This is a genomic window from Marinobacter sp., from assembly GCF_965229985.1.
In the GTDB taxonomy this organism is placed as follows: domain Bacteria; phylum Pseudomonadota; class Gammaproteobacteria; order Pseudomonadales; family Oleiphilaceae; genus Marinobacter.
The window spans coordinates 347,681-363,251 of the sequence record NZ_OZ245935.1 but is presented as its reverse complement, the minus strand read 5'-3'; the positions used below and the strand labels follow the sequence as shown (position 1 = coordinate 363,251).

The window sequence follows — 15,571 nt, the reverse complement described above, 5'->3', positions numbered from 1 at the left end:
GCGATAGAACGGCTAAGTGAAAATGCATTGGACATGGATCTGCTCCTGCCTAACGAGAACGCCTCCACCATAGCGCGAGGTCGAACGCCCAATACAATTAATTAAAAATAAATTTGTGAAAGTTTTTCTTTATGGGAGGCGCGTCGGCTACTTAAAGCCGTTCGATCGACGAGAACTTGCCGGCATCGTCAAAAACAATGCGGAAACTGCCGCAAATACCGTCGCGGAGGTAAAAACGGGAAAGGATACGGGCCGGGAACCGGACGGAGCGTCCGTCCCGGGCCGTGGTGTGAACATCGGTGGCAACGCCCTGATAGAGTTTGATCCACTCATCAGGGCTGATGCTGATATCCACAATAATCTGCTGCATCGGCTATCAGTTCGCCAGTTCAAGCAGCAGACGGTTCAGGCGGGTAACGTAGGCGCCCGGGTCCGGGAGCTGCTCGCCGCTGGCCAGGGTGGCCTGGTCCAGAATGACCGCCGAGAGCTCGTTGAACCGCTCTTCGCCCTTCTCGCTTTCCAGGCGCTGAACCAGCGGATGATCAACGTTGATCTCAAAGATCGGCTTGCTGTCTGGCACTTTCTGGCCGGCAGCTTCCATGATCTTCTTCATCTGCGCACCCATGTCGAAATCACCTACAACCAGGCAGGCCGGTGAATCGGTCAGGCGGTTGGTCACCCGCACTTCCTGAACCCGGTCGCTGAGGGCATTCTTGATGCGCTCCAGCAGGTCCTTGTGCTCTTCAGCCGCCTCTTCCTTGTGCTTCTTGTCCTCTTCGGTCTCAACTTCACCGAGATCCAGATCACCGCGGGCGACGTCCTGGAACTGCTTGCCGTCGTACTCACTGAGATAACCCATCATCCACTCGTCGATGCGATCTGTGAGGATCAGCACCTCAATGCCCTTCTTGCGGAACACTTCCAGGTGCGGGCTGCTCTTGGCCGCCGTGAAATTGTCCGCGGTAATGTAGTAGAGCTTCTTCTGGCCTTCCTTCATGCGGCCGATGTAGTCATCCAGCGACACATTCTGCACGCTCTCGCCGGTATGAGTGGAGGCAAAACGCAGCAGACCTGCAATCTTCTCGCGGTTGCTGAAATCTTCCGCCGGGCCTTCCTTCAATACAGTGCCAAACTCGCCCCAGAACTTCTGGTACTGCTCCGGATCCTTCTTGGCCAGCTTGGACAGCATATCCAGAACCCGCTTGGTCAGCGCGGTACGGATGCTTTCCACGGTGCTGTCGTTCTGCAGGATCTCACGGGACACGTTCAGGGACAGATCGTTGGAATCGATCACACCCTTGGCGAAGCGCAGGTACAGCGGCAGGAACTGCTCGGCGTCATCCATGATGAACACACGCTGCACATACAGCTTCAGGCCACGGGGCGCTTCCCGGTTGTAAAGATCAAACGGTGCCCGGGCGGGGATATACAGCAGGCTGGTGTAGTCCAGCTTTCCTTCCACCTTGTTGTGGGACCAGGTCAGCGGATCTTCAAAATCGTGGGCAATGTGTTTGTAGAACTCCTTGTACTCCCCGTCCTTGATCTCGGTACGCGGGAGGGTCCAGAGCGCGGTCGCATCGTTAACAGTTTCGTACTCGTCTTTCTTTTCACCTTCGTCGGATTCGGCCTTCATGACGACCGGGAAGGAAATATGATCCGAGTACTTCTTCACCAGACTGCGCAGCTTCCAGCCGTTGGCGAATTCCTTGGCGTCTGATTTCAGATGCAGCACGATCTGGGTACCGCGGTTTTCCAGTTTGACCTGTTCGATAGAAAACTCACCGTCGCCCTTGGACTCCCAATGCACACCCTCTTCGGCCGGCGCACCAGCGCGGCGGGTAAAAACATCCACCTTGTCGGCCACGATAAACGACGAGTAGAAACCAACACCGAACTGACCGATCAGCTTGCTGTCCTTCTTCTCGTCACCGGACAACTGCTTCAGGAACTCCGCTGTGCCAGAGCGAGCGATGGTGCCGAGGTTCTGGATGACGTCGTCACGGGTCATACCGATACCGTTATCGGTCAGCGTGACGGTATTCGCCTCTTCATCAAAATCCAGGCGAATCTTCAGCTCAGGATCGCTTTCATAAAGGCTGTCGTCCTTCAGCGCCGCGAAGCGCAGTTTGTCTTCGGCATCTGAGGCGTTCGAAATCAGCTCACGAAGGAAGATTTCCTTGTTGGAATACAACGAGTGAATCATCAGGTGAAGCAGTTGCTTCACTTCAGTCTGGAATCCAAGCGTCTCTTTATTGGCTTCAACCGTCATGACGTTTATGTCTCCTGATACAAATAAACGGGCAAAGAGGGGCGCCCGAGTTACCTCATAGTTTGGAGAGTGAGCGCGGAGGCCGTTCCGAAACCGTGCGGAGCCATGGATGGCGGAGCCGAGCGTACATGGACGTATTCACAGCGTGTTTCGGAACGGCCTCCGTGCTCGCTCCTGCACAAAAATCTCAGTCTGAGCAAAAAGTGGGGGCGCACCGGGGCATTTCAAGCCCCAGCGCATCAGCAAATCAGTCTTCGAGGAGGAAATGGGCGCGGGCGGTTGCGATGGGTTGCGAACGGGATTTCTGCCAGGCGCTGACCATAACATTGGCAACCCGATTGCCCTGGCGGGTCAGGCGGCATTCGGCGTAAGTTTCGCGATTCAAACCGGCACGGAGGTAATCTAGGGAAAAGTCGACGATGCGCGGCATGCGTAGGCTTTCCTGGGACATGATCAGGTAGATATTGGCAGACATTTCCATGAAGCCGCCAATGACGCCACCGTGAATGGCCGGCAGGATCGGGTTACCAAGGTTGGAGTCCTTGCAGGGGAGGCGGAAAATCAGATCGTCGCCGAACCGCTCACACTGAAGGCCAATCCAGGTGGCGTAGGGAATGCTTTTGAGCATTCGGCTGAAGTCACCGGTTTCCTGGGTATAGCGGAGGATTTCAGGATCGGTCATTCTTCACCTCCGGTAATCAGGTCCCGATAGTGTTTCGGGCTGGCATCCTTGCCGATACGCATGAAGGTGGCAACGCAGTTGGCAATGGTTTCACCGCCCTCCTGGTAGGCCTCACAGCGGGTAAAAATGATGTTTCGGGTTACCCGGTAGGTTTCAGCCCTTGCATAGACCGGCTTTCTGGGTTGTGCCGGGCGCATGTAGTCCACACGCAGGTCCAGCGTCGGGCAGAGTTCAAAATCTTCCAACGCACACAGGATCACACAGCCTGAAGTGGTGTCCATCAATGTGGTAATGGCGCCGCCATGAATCACGCCGGTGTCCGGATTACCAATAATCTGGTCGCTGTAGGGCAGGCAAAGTGTGAGGCTGCCTTTTTTCGCCTCGGTAACCGTCAGACCCAGCTCTTTGGCCTGATTGAGGGTGTCGATAAAACGGGTGACCCGTTTCCGTCGGATATCATCGTTCATTCAGGTTCAACCTGTGGATCAACTTTTGGGTTTCGGGCTGTTTTCCGCCTTGCCGGGCACTGGCTCCTCAAACACCTTCCCTGCCCTCAACGCTTCCAGAGCCGTGGAGCAGAACTCCCGGCGGTAAAGGACGATCACCACCAGGGTGGATGCCGCCATGAAAACGATCGGATGGATAAACCAGCCTACCACGGCAAGTGCGTAATAGTAGGATCGCAGCCCAAGGTTAAAGGCATCGCCCGCGAGATTACAGATATTGCCGGCACTACGGGCAAACGCCTCCCGCCCTGCCGGGCTGGTTTTGGTATCGTCCGGTGGCGGGGCGCTGCCCACCATCACCGACACAAAATTGTACATCCGCATGGACCAGGTGAATTTGAAGAAGGCGTAGATAAATACGACCAACAGAACAACCATGCGCAGTTCCCAGACTTCCCGGGTGGGTAATGTGCCAAATGGCATGGTGCTGAACACTTCCATCACCTCCTGGGTATAGCCAAGAGCGGTGATAATACCCGCCAGAATCAGCAGGCAACTGGAGGCGAAAAAGGCGCCGTTCCGCTCCAGGTTGCCAACCACCGAGGCATCGGCAATCCGGTTTTCCCGGCGCAGCATTACGCGCATCCAGTCTTCCCGGTAAAGATCGAGCGTGTTGGAGAGGCAGGGACGATCTGCGGCTCGGCGTTTGGAGTATTCGGTGTAGCCGAGCCAGCAAACCAGGAACCAGAGCAAAGCGATTAATTCGAGTAGATTACCCATGGGTTGCCTTAGGTTCGAAATTGGCGAAACAGTGCGGGAACAGAGGCTTATGATACGCCAAGGGCCTGCTCGCCACCACCGCTGAACAGGGTGAGGTAATCCACCCGGGGGCAATCATGTGCTATAAACTGGCCATTCAGGAATCGGGCAAAGTTTTATGGCAGTGCCCGACATCGCATTATCGAAAAGGGAGCTCATTGTGAACCTGTCTGCTATTAAAACCAGCGTCGTTGCTCTTGCCCTGGCGGTGACGCTCAGTGGCTGCTCGGTCAATCCGGTTACCGGGGAAAAGCAGCTTTCGCTGATCGGGGAAAGTCAGGAACTCGCCATGGGCGCGGAGCAATACGTGCCCACCCAACAAACCCAGGGCGGCCGGTTTTATGTGGACCCGGAACTGACGCTTTATGTGAGCGAGGTTGGCCAGAAAATGGCGGAGGTCAGTGACAGGCCGGATCTGCCCTATGAGTTCGTGGTCCTTAACAGCAGCGTACCGAATGCCTGGGCCCTGCCCGGGGGCAAGATTGCGATCAACCGCGGGCTGTTGACAGAACTTGAAGACGAAGCCCAGCTGGCTTCCGTTCTTGGCCATGAGATTGTTCATGCCGCCGCCAGACACAGTGTCCAGCGCATGCAGCAGGGAATGCTGATCAGTGCCGGTGTTGCCGGCCTCGGTTTTGCCCTGTCGGATAACGAGTGGGCCGGGCTGATCATGGGTGGCGCTGCACTGGGAGCCCAGCTCGCGCTGGCGCAGTATAGCCAGGGCGATGAACTGGAATCAGACCACTACGGCATTCTCTACATGAAAGAGGCGGGCTACGACCCCCAGGCGGCTGTGGAGCTGCAGGAGCTCTTTCTGAAACTCTCCGAAGGCCGCCAGTCCAGTTTCATTGATGGCCTGTTCGCTACCCACCCTCCCTCGGCAAAACGGGTTCAAGAGAACCGCGAACTGGTTAAGAAAGTTGGTGCCGGCGGCTATCGTGGCGAGGATGTCTACAAGCGAAAGATGGCCAAACTCCGTTCGCTGCAGCCCGCTTATGATGCCCACGACAAAGCCATGGAGCTGGCCTCCAAGGGTGAGATGAAGGCTGCGCTGGACAAGGTCAACGAGGCCATCCGCCTGCTACCGCGCGAAGCCATGTTCTATGCGCTGCGCGGCCGCATCTATCAGGATCAGAAGGAAGCCGAGAAAGCCGCTGCCGACTTTGAAAAGGCGGTGGAGCTCTACCCCGAGATGTTCAAGTATCGTCTGTACAATGGCCTGAATGCTCTGAGACTCAACAATCTCGACAAGGCCAGGGAAAACCTCACCAAAGCCAATGAAACGGTGCCCACCTCCATTGCGTTTCTGCGCCTGGGCGATGTTGCAGTGAAGCAGAACAATCGAAATGAGGCTATTGCCTATTACAGCAAGGCTGCCGAAGCTGGCGGGGACGTTGCCGAGGAGGCCAAACGCAAACTGGCGGCGCTCACGCAATAACTGTCCCCTGAATCGTTGACTTGAAAAGGCCGGAGTCCTGAAGGATTCCGGCCTTTTTATTGTCCGGAATCAAGATTGCTGGGCTGACGCGCAACTTCTGTCATCAGCTCCATTGACTTTTAGAGCAATAACTCTAAAAATCAGATGACATCAACAATGATTGGATGACGGACATGTTAGCGAAACGTATCCAGCCCATGGTTTTCCAGGCGCGTCGCTTGTATGTGGAACTGATGTTCCAGGTAATGGGGCGAGCCCTGCAGGCTGTGAGTGAAGTGGACGAAAAGGTGCAGAACGAAGCCAGGGCTCTGCCTGATGGCTTTCTGTTTGAGATGATGGTGATGCCGGACGGCTCGAAGCTGATTGTCGAGCACACCGGCCAGGGACGTTTCCGTTATCACGGCGACAAGGCACCCCGCCCGGTCGACCTGTCGATTCAGTTCAAACACATTGCCCATGCGTTTCTGGTGCTGTCTTTCCAGGAAAAAACCTCGGTTGCATTCGCCAATGACCGCATGCTGGTCGATGGCGACATCAGCTATGCAGTGCGGATGACCCGGGTGCTGAACCGGCTTGAGTCCTTCATTCTGCCAAAACTGATTGCCGAGCGGGCCGTCAAGGAATACCCGGCCGACTTGCACCTTCCGGAAAAACTGATCAGCGCCGCGCGTATTTACCTGAAAGTTGCCACCAATTTCGTCGAGACAGTGAGAGCGTAATGACCAATAAATACTATGAGTTCTTCTGCCCGGTAAAAGTCATTGCCGGCAAGGCCGCCCTTGAACATATTCCTTACGAACTCACCGGCATGGCCGCCAAGCGGCCGATGATCGTAACCGACAAGGGCGTACGGGCTGCCGGCCTGCTGGAACCCGTTATCGCGGCCTGTGAGGAAAGTGGACTGGAGATTACGTCCATCTATGATGATGTTCCGCCAGACTCGTCCACCACCGTGGTGCGCGATATCGCCGGCATCTATCGCCAGGAGAAGTGCGACTCCATCATCGCCGTCGGCGGCGGTTCGGCGATCGATACCGGCAAGGCCGTCAATATTCTGGTCTCCGAGGGTGGCGACGATATTGCGAAATACAGCGGTGCCGGCGTGCTCAAGCACCCCTTGAAGCCGTTTTTCGTTGTGCCGACAACGGCCGGCACCGGCTCCGAAGTTACCTCTGTTGCCGTGATTACCGATGAGGCCAAGGGCGTCAAGCTCCCCTTTACGTCATCGTTCCTGCTTCCGAACGCGGCCATTATTGACCCGCGTATGACCCTCACCCTGCCGGCCCACATCACCGCGGCAACAGCGATGGACGCCATGACCCATGCAACGGAAGCCTTTACCTGCATGGCCAAGAACCCGCTGAGCGATGCCTACGCCACGTCGGCGATCAAAAAGATCAGCCACTCGCTTCTCCACGTTATGGACAACCCGAAAGACAGTGACGGCCGGTTGGAACTGGCCCAGGCGTCGACCATGGCCGGCATTGCCTTCTCAAATTCCATGGTAGGTCTGGTGCACGCGCTCGGGCACGCCACCGGCGCTATCTGCCACCTGCCCCATGGCCTGTGTATGAGCCTGTACCTGCCCTACGTGCTGGAATACAACTTGGAGACCATCCGGGAACCCCTGAGCGAGTTGCTGCTGTATCTGGAAGGCCCGGAAGTATTCGCAGCGACGCCAGCGGGCCGAAGGGCCGAGGCCAGCATTTCTGCTATTCGCAAGCTGCGGGACGCCCTGTACAAGCGATGCCAACTGCCACGGACTCTGAAAGAAACCGGCAAGGTAACCGAAGACCAGTTGGACCACATCGCCGAAATGGCGCTGGATGATGGCTCCATCATGTTCAATCCGAAGGAAGTCACCCTTGAAGATGCCCGCGCCGTCCTGCGACGTGCCTGGGCCTGACCTGTCATGCAGGGGCCTCGCCAGGGGCCCTCTGCTCGGGTAGTCTGAAGATAGAAATCAAATCATTGAAATTAACAAAGGAACAGAGGACAATTAAGATCTTCTGGCAGGGATGATAGCCGGGTTCGTTTTCCACCTACAGTACCGTTCCGTAGAGAGCCCCTTCCGCATGCAAAACCGACTTTCCTGCCGTTTATCTGCCACTCTGGGCACCCTCCTATTTGCTCTGGTGACACTTTCGCCCTCTGCATTTGCTTCTCAAGAAATCTCTCAGGAAGAGCAGGTTTTCCGTTTCAATGTTTCTCCAAACGGTTACCCGCCTTACCTTATCGTGCATCAGAACCAACCCTCAGGAATCATGTGGGATGTGGTGTCCGTGGTTGCCCGCCGCCTTGGCTACACGGTAATCGCGGAGCAGATACCGCGAAAACGGGTTGATCAGATGCTGCTTGAGGGGTACATCGACGGAACGCCGAGGGCCCGGGAGTGGGCCGACGATCCGGAGCAATTCCTGTTTACTGACCCGGTGGTGGACATTGAAGAGGTGTTTTTCGTTCCAGCGCAATCGGGCTTCTCGTACGAGAGCCCCGATGATCTGGTTTCAAAAACCATCGTCACTCATCTTGGCTACCGATACCCATTGCTCGAGCCCTACTTCGAAGAAGGTCGGATTCGCCGCTTTGATGTTTCCCGGGACAAAGACATGTTCACCTTCGTGCTGCATGGCGACCGGTTCGACGCCGCTGTCGCCGACCGGCTCGTCGGCAAATGGATCCTCAGGAACGAGGGGCTGAGACAGCACTTCGACATAACCCGCGAGAGCATCAGTAATTACGGATTCAGGCTGATGCTACGGAAGGACTGGCATTCTTTTGCCAATAGATTCAATGAAGAATTGGCGAAGATGAAGGAGAATGGCGAACTCGACGCCATTCTCGCCAATTACCGATAGTCCCCGCCGTTACTCCAGACGCCTGAGCAACAGCATCGGCGACACGCTCAGAACCGGACGGAGCTGCCAGCGGCCAAACAGGGCCAGGACGACAGCGCTTATCAGCGGGATAGGCAATACCACGTGCCAGTGCCATTGGAACGCCCCCTCGAACATCCGGAACTGAAGTGCCCAGACTGCCGCCTCGGCGGCAACCACGCCCAGTAAACCCGCAAAACCGCCCAGCAATGCGAACTCGAGCATGGTGCTTCGCACCAGCAGACTCTGCCGTCCGCCCAGTGTTCGCAGCAACGCGCCTTCCCTCTGACGGTCGCGTAGCGTGGCACTGACCACCGCTGCCATCACCACAAGTGCAGCGGCAAGAATCAGCGCGAGAATTGCTTCAATCGCCTGGGTTACCTGCCGGACGATTTCCTGGATTCGCTCGATAATGTGGTCGATTTCCAGTACCGATACGGTCGGGAACTGCCGGGAAAATTCATTCAATGCATCCTTCCTGTCCTTGGGCAGGTAAAAGCTGGTAATCCATGTTGCAGGCATGTCCGTCAGGCCGCCCTCGGGCGGAAAGGCCATGTAGAAGTTGGGCTTCATGCTGTCCCACTGAACCGTGCGGATGCTGGTGACAGTTTCCGTCACCTTCTCGGAGCCGATGGTAAAGGTGAGCTCATCGCCCAGTGACAGGCCAAGCTGCCGGGCCAGTTCAGCTTCCACCGAGACGCCATCTTTCTGGTTCTCGTCGAACCAGGTGCCTTCAATAATCTCGTTATCTTCAGGCAAGGCCGACATCCAGGTCAGGTTCAGTTCACGATTGAGCGCGTTTACATTTTCGTCTTTACTGACCGCCTGCTTGACGGGCTGACCGTTGAGTTCAGTGAGGCGCCCGCGAACCATCGGGTAAAGCTTGTCCAGCGGCTGGCCACGCTCCTGCCAGAACGCATCCACTTCCTCTACCGCTTCCGGTGCGATGTTGATCAGGAAATGATTGGGAGCATCCTCGGGCAACTGAGCCTGCCAGTCCGCCAGCAGTGACGTCCGCACCAGTATCAGTGTGGCAGCCAGCATCAGCGTCATCGCAAATACGGCGATCTGGGACAGACTGGCCCGGCGATGCCGGTACAGGCCAACCAGGGCAAGTCGCCAGGAGTTGCCGCCTCCACGGACCTTGCGCAGGGTCGCCACCATCAGCCAGCCCACCAGGCCCAGCGCGCCAAGCAGCAGGGCAAGACCACCGAGCAGGGAAACAACAAGGGCCAGTTCTCCGGCGTACATCCAGACCAGCCCGAAGACCGCCACAATGGCGATCACGATATCCGGCAAAGCCTCACGCCCGGTTTCACCAGGCTGGCTGCGCAATACACGCATGGCTGGAACATTCCGAAGCCGACGCACCGGCGGATAGGCAAAGGCAAACAGGGAAACCAGGGCCGTCAACAGCGCAGGCACCAGAGCGGCAGGGTCAAGCTGGAAGTCCACGGGACGCTCCAGTACCTCGCTGAGCATACGAATCAGCAACCAATAAAGCGGTATGGCCACCAGCAGACCACCGACGATACCGGTTACGCCCCAGAGTGCCAGACGCCTCAGGTACAGACCGCCAATTCCGGCCCCGCTCAGGCCCAGGGTTTTCAGCAGTGCGACGGTGTCGCGCTGGGACAGGGCGTATTGCCGACTTGCCACGGCCACCGCCACAGCTGCGAGCAGAACCGCAAGGCTGCCGCCCAGCAACAGGAATCGTTCAGCACGCTCCAGGGAACGGGAGAAGGTTTCACCATCCCGCACCCCTTCCCATTCATGACTCGGCTCCATCCGGGGCTGCAGCCACTGATAGTAAGATTCCAGAGAGGCTTCTTCGCCGGCAAACAGGTAGATGTACTCAACCCGGCTGCCCTCCTGAATGACCCCGGTGGCTGAGACATCATCCACGTGCATCATCACCCGTGGCGCCAGCGCCGAAAGCCGGAAACCACCATCGGGCTCGCGAATGAGGAGGCCGGAGACCGTCAGGTTCAGATTCCCGACTTCCAGGGACTCGCCGATTTCGAGATCCAGCAGTCTGAGCAGGCGCGGGTTGATCCAGACTTCGCCAGGCCCGGGACCCTGATTTACCAGTTCCCTGGGCCCCGTTGGCTCCCGCTGTATTTCGATATCACCCCGAAGCGGATACTCGTTGCTGACCGCTTTCACCGACACCAGCTGGAAATTATCGGCGCCCAACACCATGGTGGAGAATTCAACCATCCGGCCGGTTGCCAACCCCTGATCAGTCGCCTCCTGCAGCCAGGAATCCGGTATCGGGCGACCATTCTCCGCTTCGAGCTGCCGATCCGCCGCCAGGAACGTACTGGCTGAGGAAACCAGGGTGCGCTGCAGCTGGCTGGCAAACAGGGCGATGGTGGCAACCGTGGCAACGGCAATGATCAGGGCAGCCAGAACGACGCGAACATCTCGTTCCCGCCAGTCCCGGCGGACCGACATAAGCTTCTTTGCAGCAGCCATCAGTGCGCCATCTCCTGAGCTGCTTCCGGTTCGGTAAGAACGCCGGCTTCAATATGGAACTGCCGATTACAGCGTGCCGCCAGATGTTCGTCGTGGGTAACCATCACCAGGGTTGTGCCCTGCTCCCGGTTCAGCGCCATCAGCAGATCGGAAACTGCCTGGCCGGTTCGGTTATCCAGGTTGCCCGTCGGCTCATCGGCAAACAGGATCAACGGGTCAGACGCAAACGCCCGGGCGATGGCCACCCGCTGCTGCTCACCACCGGAGAGCTGCCTGGGTGTGTGGGTCAGTCGCTCGCCAAGCCCCACCCGCTCCAGTAGCTCACGGGCTCTCTTTTCCGGTGACTGCATACCGGCAAGCTCCAGTGGCAACATGACATTCTCAAGCGCGGTAAGCGCTGGCAACAGTTGGAACGACTGGAACACAAACCCGACCCGGTGCGCCCGAAGCTTTGCCCGCTCGTCTTCGCTGAGCTTGCTGATCACCGAGCCGTCCAGCTCAACCGTGCCCTCAGTGGGCGTATCAAGGCCCGCGAGCAAACCCAGGAGCGTGGTTTTGCCGGAACCGGAGCGCCCGACAATAGCTACGGACTCTCCCCGATTGATTTCGAGAGTGACCCCTTGCAAGATCGTGAGCGTATCGGTTTCAACACTGACGCGGTGAGTCAGGCTATTTACCCGTAACATTGGGCTCTGGCTATCCGGGTTAACATTGGTCATCTGGTTCACGGAATCTCCCGATCCTGGGTCCTGAAAACGGCTTAAAGGTGTATTGGTTGTCTATGCATACGGCATTGGTATACGTCAGATCAATTCTTTTTCTTGTAGTTACCCTGCTGGCCCTGCCGGTAGCGGCCAACCAGAGCACGCTGCTGATTGTCGGCGACAGCCTCAGTGCGGCCTATGGCGTGCCCTCCGAAACTGCATGGGTTCAGTTGCTGCGTAACCGACTGGAGAACAACGGGCTAACAGACTGGGAGGTAGTCAATGCCAGCATCAGCGGCGAAACCACCGATGGCGGTGCTCGCCGGCTGCCCGAACTCCTTGAGGAGAACGACCCCGAAGTGGTGATTATCGAACTGGGTGGCAACGATGGCCTTCGCGGCTTTCCGCCCAACGTGATCGAATCCAATCTCGCCTCCATGATCGAAAAGGTCCAGAGCTCGGGCGCCCGTGCTGTGCTGGTGGGCATGCAAATACCACCGAACTACGGACAGCGGTATACCGAAATGTTTGCTGACATTTATCCGAAGCTGTCAGACCGCTACGACACCGCTCTGGTTCCCTTTTTCCTGGACGGCATCTACAACCAGGACGGGCTGATGCAGGACGATGGCATTCACCCTACCGAGGAAGCCCAGGCCAAACTGCTCGAAAACGTCTGGCCTGTGCTCGAACCGATCCTGCAATAAAGCCGGATCAGCTTAATCCCTGCAGGAAAGCCAGGGCCCGCCGCTCTGACCAGTAGAAGCCATCCTTCGCATGCTCGACGAACCCCACATGGCCGCCCCAACGAGGGGCTTCCAAGCGCACATGTGCACCAAGCTGCCAGCGGGACTCCGGAAAGCACTGCGGCGACAGGAACGGATCATCGGCGGCATTCACCATCAGCGCCGGCACTCTGATATCGCGCATGCGCCCCAGTGCCGAGCACTGGGCCCAGTAATCCCGGGCATCGCGAAAGCCATGCAGAGGCGCCGTGTAACGATCATCAAATTCGTGAAAGCTGCGGATGGCATCAAACCCCGAAACATCTATGAGATCCGGAAACTTTTCCGCCTTTTCCTGCATTTTTACCTTCAGATCCCGAAGAAAGCGCTGCATGTAGATCTTTCGACTGGGCAAAGCCAGCATATCGGCGCTACCGGCCAGATCACAGGGAACCGAATAGGCAACGGCACCGCAGATCCGGCTGTCCACCCGCTCTCCCTGCTCCCCCAAATAGAGCAGCGTCAGGTTGCCCCCCATACTGAACCCCGACAGAAACAAAGTGTCGTAGGTACCGGCCAGACCATGATCAATCACCAGGCTGAGGTCTTCGGTGGCGCCACTGTGGTAAAACCTTGGCTGTCGGTTCATCACACCGCCGCAGGAGCGGAAGTTCCAGGCCAGAACGTCCCAGCCCTCCCGTAGCAGGGCCCGGGTTAGGCCAAGTACGTAGGGCCGGCGACTGTGACCTTCCAGACCGTGAGATACGATGGCCAGGCGATCACTGCCCTGCCGGTACCAGTCCAGATGCAGTTCATCGTCATCCGGTGTGGCGATAGTTTCCGGTTCCGGATCCACCATCGGAACCTTGCGAAACAGCGTGGGCCAGACAGACTGGACGTGGCCGTTGCGCAACCAGGGCGGTGGACGGTAGTGAAGGGTCCTGCTTTCGTACAATTTTTAGCCTTTCATATCAGGGGGTTGACCCCGTAAATCAAAGCGCTTAATATGCGCGCCACTTGATGCTGTTCCCCGATAGCTCAGTTGGTAGAGCAACGGACTGTTAATCCGTTTGTCGCTGGTTCGAGCCCAGCTCGGGGAGCCACTTATTCCGAAATGCCGCTGTTTCAAATGAATCAGCGGCATTTTTCGTTTCCGACCTCAGAAAATCTGTTCGCGCTGCATGAATTCGGTCAGCACGCGGAACAGTGTGAAACCATCCTCGGTACCAATCAGTTCCCGAATGGAATGCATACCGAACTGAGGCACACCAATATCCAGTGTGGTCACGCCCAGATTCCCCGCCGTCAACGGCCCGATGGTGCTGCCACAACCCATATCGCTTCTAACCACGAAGGTCTGGTGCGGCAGCCCGAGTTCATCGCTGATGTGACGGTAAACAGCAGCAGAGCGGCTATTGGTCGCGTAGCGCTGGTTGTGATTGACTTTGATCACCGGGCCCTGGTTAAGAATCGGCCCGTGATTCTCATCGTGCTTATCCATGTAGTTCGGATGAATCCCGTGGGCGTTATCCGCCGACACCATCATCGAACGAGCGATGGCTCGCGCCTTGCCAGCACCGGCCCAGCGGTCCAGAACCGCGGTCAGGAACGGCCCCTGGGCGCCCTCGGCCGACATACTGCCAACTTCTTCGTGATCGTTACAGACCAACAGCGCGGCCTCGTCACCGGAGGCTTTCAACAACGATTGCAGGCCAATGTAACAACTCAGCAGGTTGTCCAGGCGCGCCGAGGCAATGAAATCATCGCGCAAGCCCACGAACGACGCTTCCTGGGCATCGTAGAAGCTCAGCTCATAACCCAAAACCTTGCGGGCACTAATTCCGGATTCGGTCCTGACCTGTTGTGAGAGCAGATCAACAAAGCTGGTCGTGTCGCTTTCCGGAACCTGCATCAGAACCGGCGGCAGATCCGTCTGGGGGTTGACCGTCCGATTGCTGTTGGCTTCGCGGTCCAGATGAATGGCCAGGCTGGGAATAAAGGCGATTGGCTTGCGAAAATCCACCAGGGTATCCCGAACCTTGCCGTCCTCGTCCAGCACGGTAACCCGGCCGGCAAGGGAAAGATCCCGATCAAACCAGGGGTTAAGCAGAACGCCGCCGTAAACCTCGACACCCAACTGGAAAAAGCCCTTGCGGCGCAGCTCCGGATTGGGTTTTACCTTCAGGCAGGGGCTATCGGTATGGGCACCCACCATGCGGATGCCGGAGGTGGTGACATCCTTGCTGCCGGTACGGAAGGCGACGATTGAGGAGCCATTGCGAACCACGTAGTAGCCCTGGTTGCTGGCCAGTGACCAGTCCTCCCGCTCATCCAGTTCCTGAAATCCGGCCGCACTGAGCCGTTGCTTCATGGTGTCGACCGCATGCCAGGGCGTGGGGGAAGTGTTCAGAAACTTCAATAAATCTTTGTTAAATTCAGCGTGTTCCATGATGTCCCTGATTAAAAGATAATTGCTTCAACAGTATGGCATGAAGCCGGAAAGCCTCATACTGGGTCAACGGACATTCCCTATAACCGGGTCACAAATCAACCATCACCGGGAGCCCAACGTGCCTGCACCGAGATTTCTCGACATTGAATATTGCCAGACCGATGACGCCCTGTTCCCAACCGCCATGGCCTGGTCGCTGGAAGACGGCCGAATGAAAACCGTGGTGATCGCCCCTTCCGATGACTGGCTCCCGGAGGACGGTGATCTGGGCGATATCGACCTTCTCTATCTTGAAGAACAGGGCGTGCCCCTGATCGAACTAGCCCGGGAACTGCACCAGGACCTGCCAGACCAGACCGTTTTCGTGGACGGCCTTGATCCGGACGAGATTCTGGTAGACCTGATCTTCACTGCTGTGGCGCAGGAGGCCCCATTCGAAATCGCCCCCATCAGTGAGCTAATAACGGGCCTGGACAGCGAAACCCTGGAAGATCGTCGTCGCCAGCTGCTGTTCGAAGAGAGCCTGGAACCCCAGCTGCCTGAAAACGGCGTCTACGCCCTGCTGTTGATGGCCAGGGAAGAAGGCCTGTTCGACGAAGACCTTTAACCGGGCAAAACCGACACAGGGAAGTGTGACACGGGTCGACGTAACAAACGGTTACACGAGGCAGAATCAGCCCGT

The 15,571-nt window shown here is 57.3% G+C and carries 15 protein-coding genes and 1 tRNA gene; 7 read left to right on the top strand and 9 right to left on the bottom strand.

The window, feature by feature from the left end; translation table 11 throughout:
• Positions 1-151 precede the first annotated feature (151 nt).
• The 5 genes from ACO06L_RS01625 to ACO06L_RS01605 form a co-directional block, all read right to left on the bottom strand.
• The gene (locus ACO06L_RS01625; RefSeq protein WP_064226826.1) at positions 152-370 is read right to left on the bottom strand and encodes a DUF2835 domain-containing protein; all 219 of its coding nucleotides are present in this window, start codon (positions 368-370) and stop codon (positions 152-154) included.
• 6 nt (positions 371-376) lie between these two features.
• Positions 377-2,269 (bottom strand): molecular chaperone HtpG, encoded by a 1,893-nt coding sequence (gene htpG, locus ACO06L_RS01620; protein ID WP_202346786.1) that lies wholly within the window; start codon positions 2,267-2,269, stop codon positions 377-379.
• Positions 2,270-2,516: 247 nt separating this feature from the next.
• Positions 2,517-2,951 (bottom strand): PaaI family thioesterase, encoded by a 435-nt coding sequence (locus ACO06L_RS01615; RefSeq protein WP_064226824.1) that lies wholly within the window; start codon positions 2,949-2,951, stop codon positions 2,517-2,519.
• The gene (locus tag ACO06L_RS01610; RefSeq protein WP_202346787.1) at positions 2,948-3,418 is read right to left on the bottom strand and encodes a PaaI family thioesterase; all 471 of its coding nucleotides are present in this window, start codon (positions 3,416-3,418) and stop codon (positions 2,948-2,950) included. Before ACO06L_RS01610 ends, ACO06L_RS01615 begins: the two co-directional genes overlap by 4 nt.
• Before the next feature lie 18 nt (positions 3,419-3,436).
• Entirely contained in the window at positions 3,437-4,177 is a 741-nt protein-coding gene (locus tag ACO06L_RS01605; protein ID WP_064226822.1) for a DUF599 domain-containing protein, read from the bottom strand.
• A 199-nt stretch (positions 4,178-4,376) separates the two neighbouring features.
• Between ACO06L_RS01605 and ACO06L_RS01600 the strand changes: the two genes are divergently transcribed.
• The 4 genes from ACO06L_RS01600 to ACO06L_RS01585 all read left to right on the top strand — a co-directional run bounded on the left by ACO06L_RS01600 (position 4,377) and on the right by ACO06L_RS01585 (position 8,512).
• Positions 4,377-5,654 (top strand): M48 family metalloprotease, encoded by a 1,278-nt coding sequence (locus ACO06L_RS01600; protein ID WP_202346788.1) that lies wholly within the window; start codon positions 4,377-4,379, stop codon positions 5,652-5,654.
• Positions 5,655-5,827: 173 nt separating this feature from the next.
• Complete coding sequence (locus ACO06L_RS01595; RefSeq protein WP_064226907.1) at positions 5,828-6,373, top strand: hypothetical protein; 546 nt, start codon at positions 5,828-5,830, stop codon at positions 6,371-6,373.
• On the top strand, positions 6,373-7,560 hold the full coding sequence (locus ACO06L_RS01590) for an iron-containing alcohol dehydrogenase (protein WP_202346789.1): 1,188 nt from the start codon (positions 6,373-6,375) through the stop codon (positions 7,558-7,560). Before ACO06L_RS01595 ends, ACO06L_RS01590 begins: the two co-directional genes overlap by 1 nt.
• Positions 7,561-7,729: 169 nt before the next feature.
• A complete protein-coding gene (locus ACO06L_RS01585; RefSeq protein ID WP_202346790.1) occupies positions 7,730-8,512 on the top strand; it encodes a substrate-binding periplasmic protein in 783 nt (260 codons plus the stop codon).
• Positions 8,513-8,521: 9 nt separating this feature from the next.
• Here ACO06L_RS01585 and ACO06L_RS01580 read toward each other — a convergent pair whose 3' ends face one another.
• Positions 8,522-11,008: an ABC transporter permease gene (locus ACO06L_RS01580; protein ID WP_202346791.1), complete on the bottom strand. Its 2,487-nt coding sequence runs from the start codon at positions 11,006-11,008 to the stop codon at positions 8,522-8,524.
• The gene (locus ACO06L_RS01575) at positions 11,008-11,727 is read right to left on the bottom strand and encodes an ABC transporter ATP-binding protein (protein WP_202346828.1); all 720 of its coding nucleotides are present in this window, start codon (positions 11,725-11,727) and stop codon (positions 11,008-11,010) included. Before ACO06L_RS01575 ends, ACO06L_RS01580 begins: the two co-directional genes overlap by 1 nt.
• A 62-nt stretch (positions 11,728-11,789) precedes the next feature.
• Between ACO06L_RS01575 and ACO06L_RS01570 the strand changes: the two genes are divergently transcribed.
• Complete coding sequence (locus ACO06L_RS01570) at positions 11,790-12,419, top strand: arylesterase (RefSeq protein ID WP_202346792.1); 630 nt, start codon at positions 11,790-11,792, stop codon at positions 12,417-12,419.
• Between the two features lie 7 nt (positions 12,420-12,426).
• Here ACO06L_RS01570 and ACO06L_RS01565 read toward each other — a convergent pair whose 3' ends face one another.
• Positions 12,427-13,392: a YheT family hydrolase gene (locus ACO06L_RS01565; RefSeq protein WP_202346793.1), complete on the bottom strand. Its 966-nt coding sequence runs from the start codon at positions 13,390-13,392 to the stop codon at positions 12,427-12,429.
• A 72-nt stretch (positions 13,393-13,464) separates the two neighbouring features.
• On the opposite strand from ACO06L_RS01565, the gene ACO06L_RS01560 reads away from it, so the two are divergent.
• Positions 13,465-13,540 (top strand) — tRNA-Asn (locus ACO06L_RS01560).
• Positions 13,541-13,596: 56 nt separating this feature from the next.
• Here ACO06L_RS01560 and ACO06L_RS01555 read toward each other — a convergent pair.
• Entirely contained in the window at positions 13,597-14,886 is a 1,290-nt protein-coding gene (locus ACO06L_RS01555) for a M18 family aminopeptidase (RefSeq protein WP_202346794.1), read from the bottom strand.
• A gap of 121 nt (positions 14,887-15,007) precedes the next feature.
• Between ACO06L_RS01555 and ACO06L_RS01550 the strand changes: the two genes are divergently transcribed.
• Positions 15,008-15,496, top strand: a complete 489-nt coding sequence (locus ACO06L_RS01550; protein ID WP_202346795.1) for a hypothetical protein — start codon at positions 15,008-15,010, stop codon at positions 15,494-15,496.
• The last annotated feature ends 75 nt before the right edge of the window (positions 15,497-15,571 follow it).

Bases quoted from the DNA above. Each gene is read 5' to 3' on its own strand.
- ACO06L_RS01625 (WP_064226826.1), bottom strand. From the start codon at position 370: ATGCAGCAGATTATTGTGGATATCAGCATCAGCCCTGATGAGTGGATC.
- htpG (WP_202346786.1), bottom strand. From the start codon at position 2,269: ATGACGGTTGAAGCCAATAAAGAGACGCTTGGATTCCAGACTGAAGTG.
- ACO06L_RS01615 (WP_064226824.1), bottom strand. From the start codon at position 2,951: ATGACCGATCCTGAAATCCTCCGCTATACCCAGGAAACCGGTGACTTC.
- ACO06L_RS01610 (WP_202346787.1), bottom strand. From the start codon at position 3,418: ATGAACGATGATATCCGACGGAAACGGGTCACCCGTTTTATCGACACC.
- ACO06L_RS01605 (WP_064226822.1), bottom strand. From the start codon at position 4,177: ATGGGTAATCTACTCGAATTAATCGCTTTGCTCTGGTTCCTGGTTTGC.
- ACO06L_RS01595 (WP_064226907.1), top strand. From the start codon at position 5,828: ATGTTAGCGAAACGTATCCAGCCCATGGTTTTCCAGGCGCGTCGCTTG.
- ACO06L_RS01590 (WP_202346789.1), top strand. From the start codon at position 6,373: ATGACCAATAAATACTATGAGTTCTTCTGCCCGGTAAAAGTCATTGCC.
- ACO06L_RS01585 (WP_202346790.1), top strand. From the start codon at position 7,730: ATGCAAAACCGACTTTCCTGCCGTTTATCTGCCACTCTGGGCACCCTC.
- ACO06L_RS01580 (WP_202346791.1), bottom strand. From the start codon at position 11,008: ATGGCTGCTGCAAAGAAGCTTATGTCGGTCCGCCGGGACTGGCGGGAA.
- ACO06L_RS01575 (WP_202346828.1), bottom strand. From the start codon at position 11,727: ATGACCAATGTTAACCCGGATAGCCAGAGCCCAATGTTACGGGTAAAT.
- ACO06L_RS01570 (WP_202346792.1), top strand. From the start codon at position 11,790: ATGCATACGGCATTGGTATACGTCAGATCAATTCTTTTTCTTGTAGTT.
- ACO06L_RS01555 (WP_202346794.1), bottom strand. From the start codon at position 14,886: ATGGAACACGCTGAATTTAACAAAGATTTATTGAAGTTTCTGAACACT.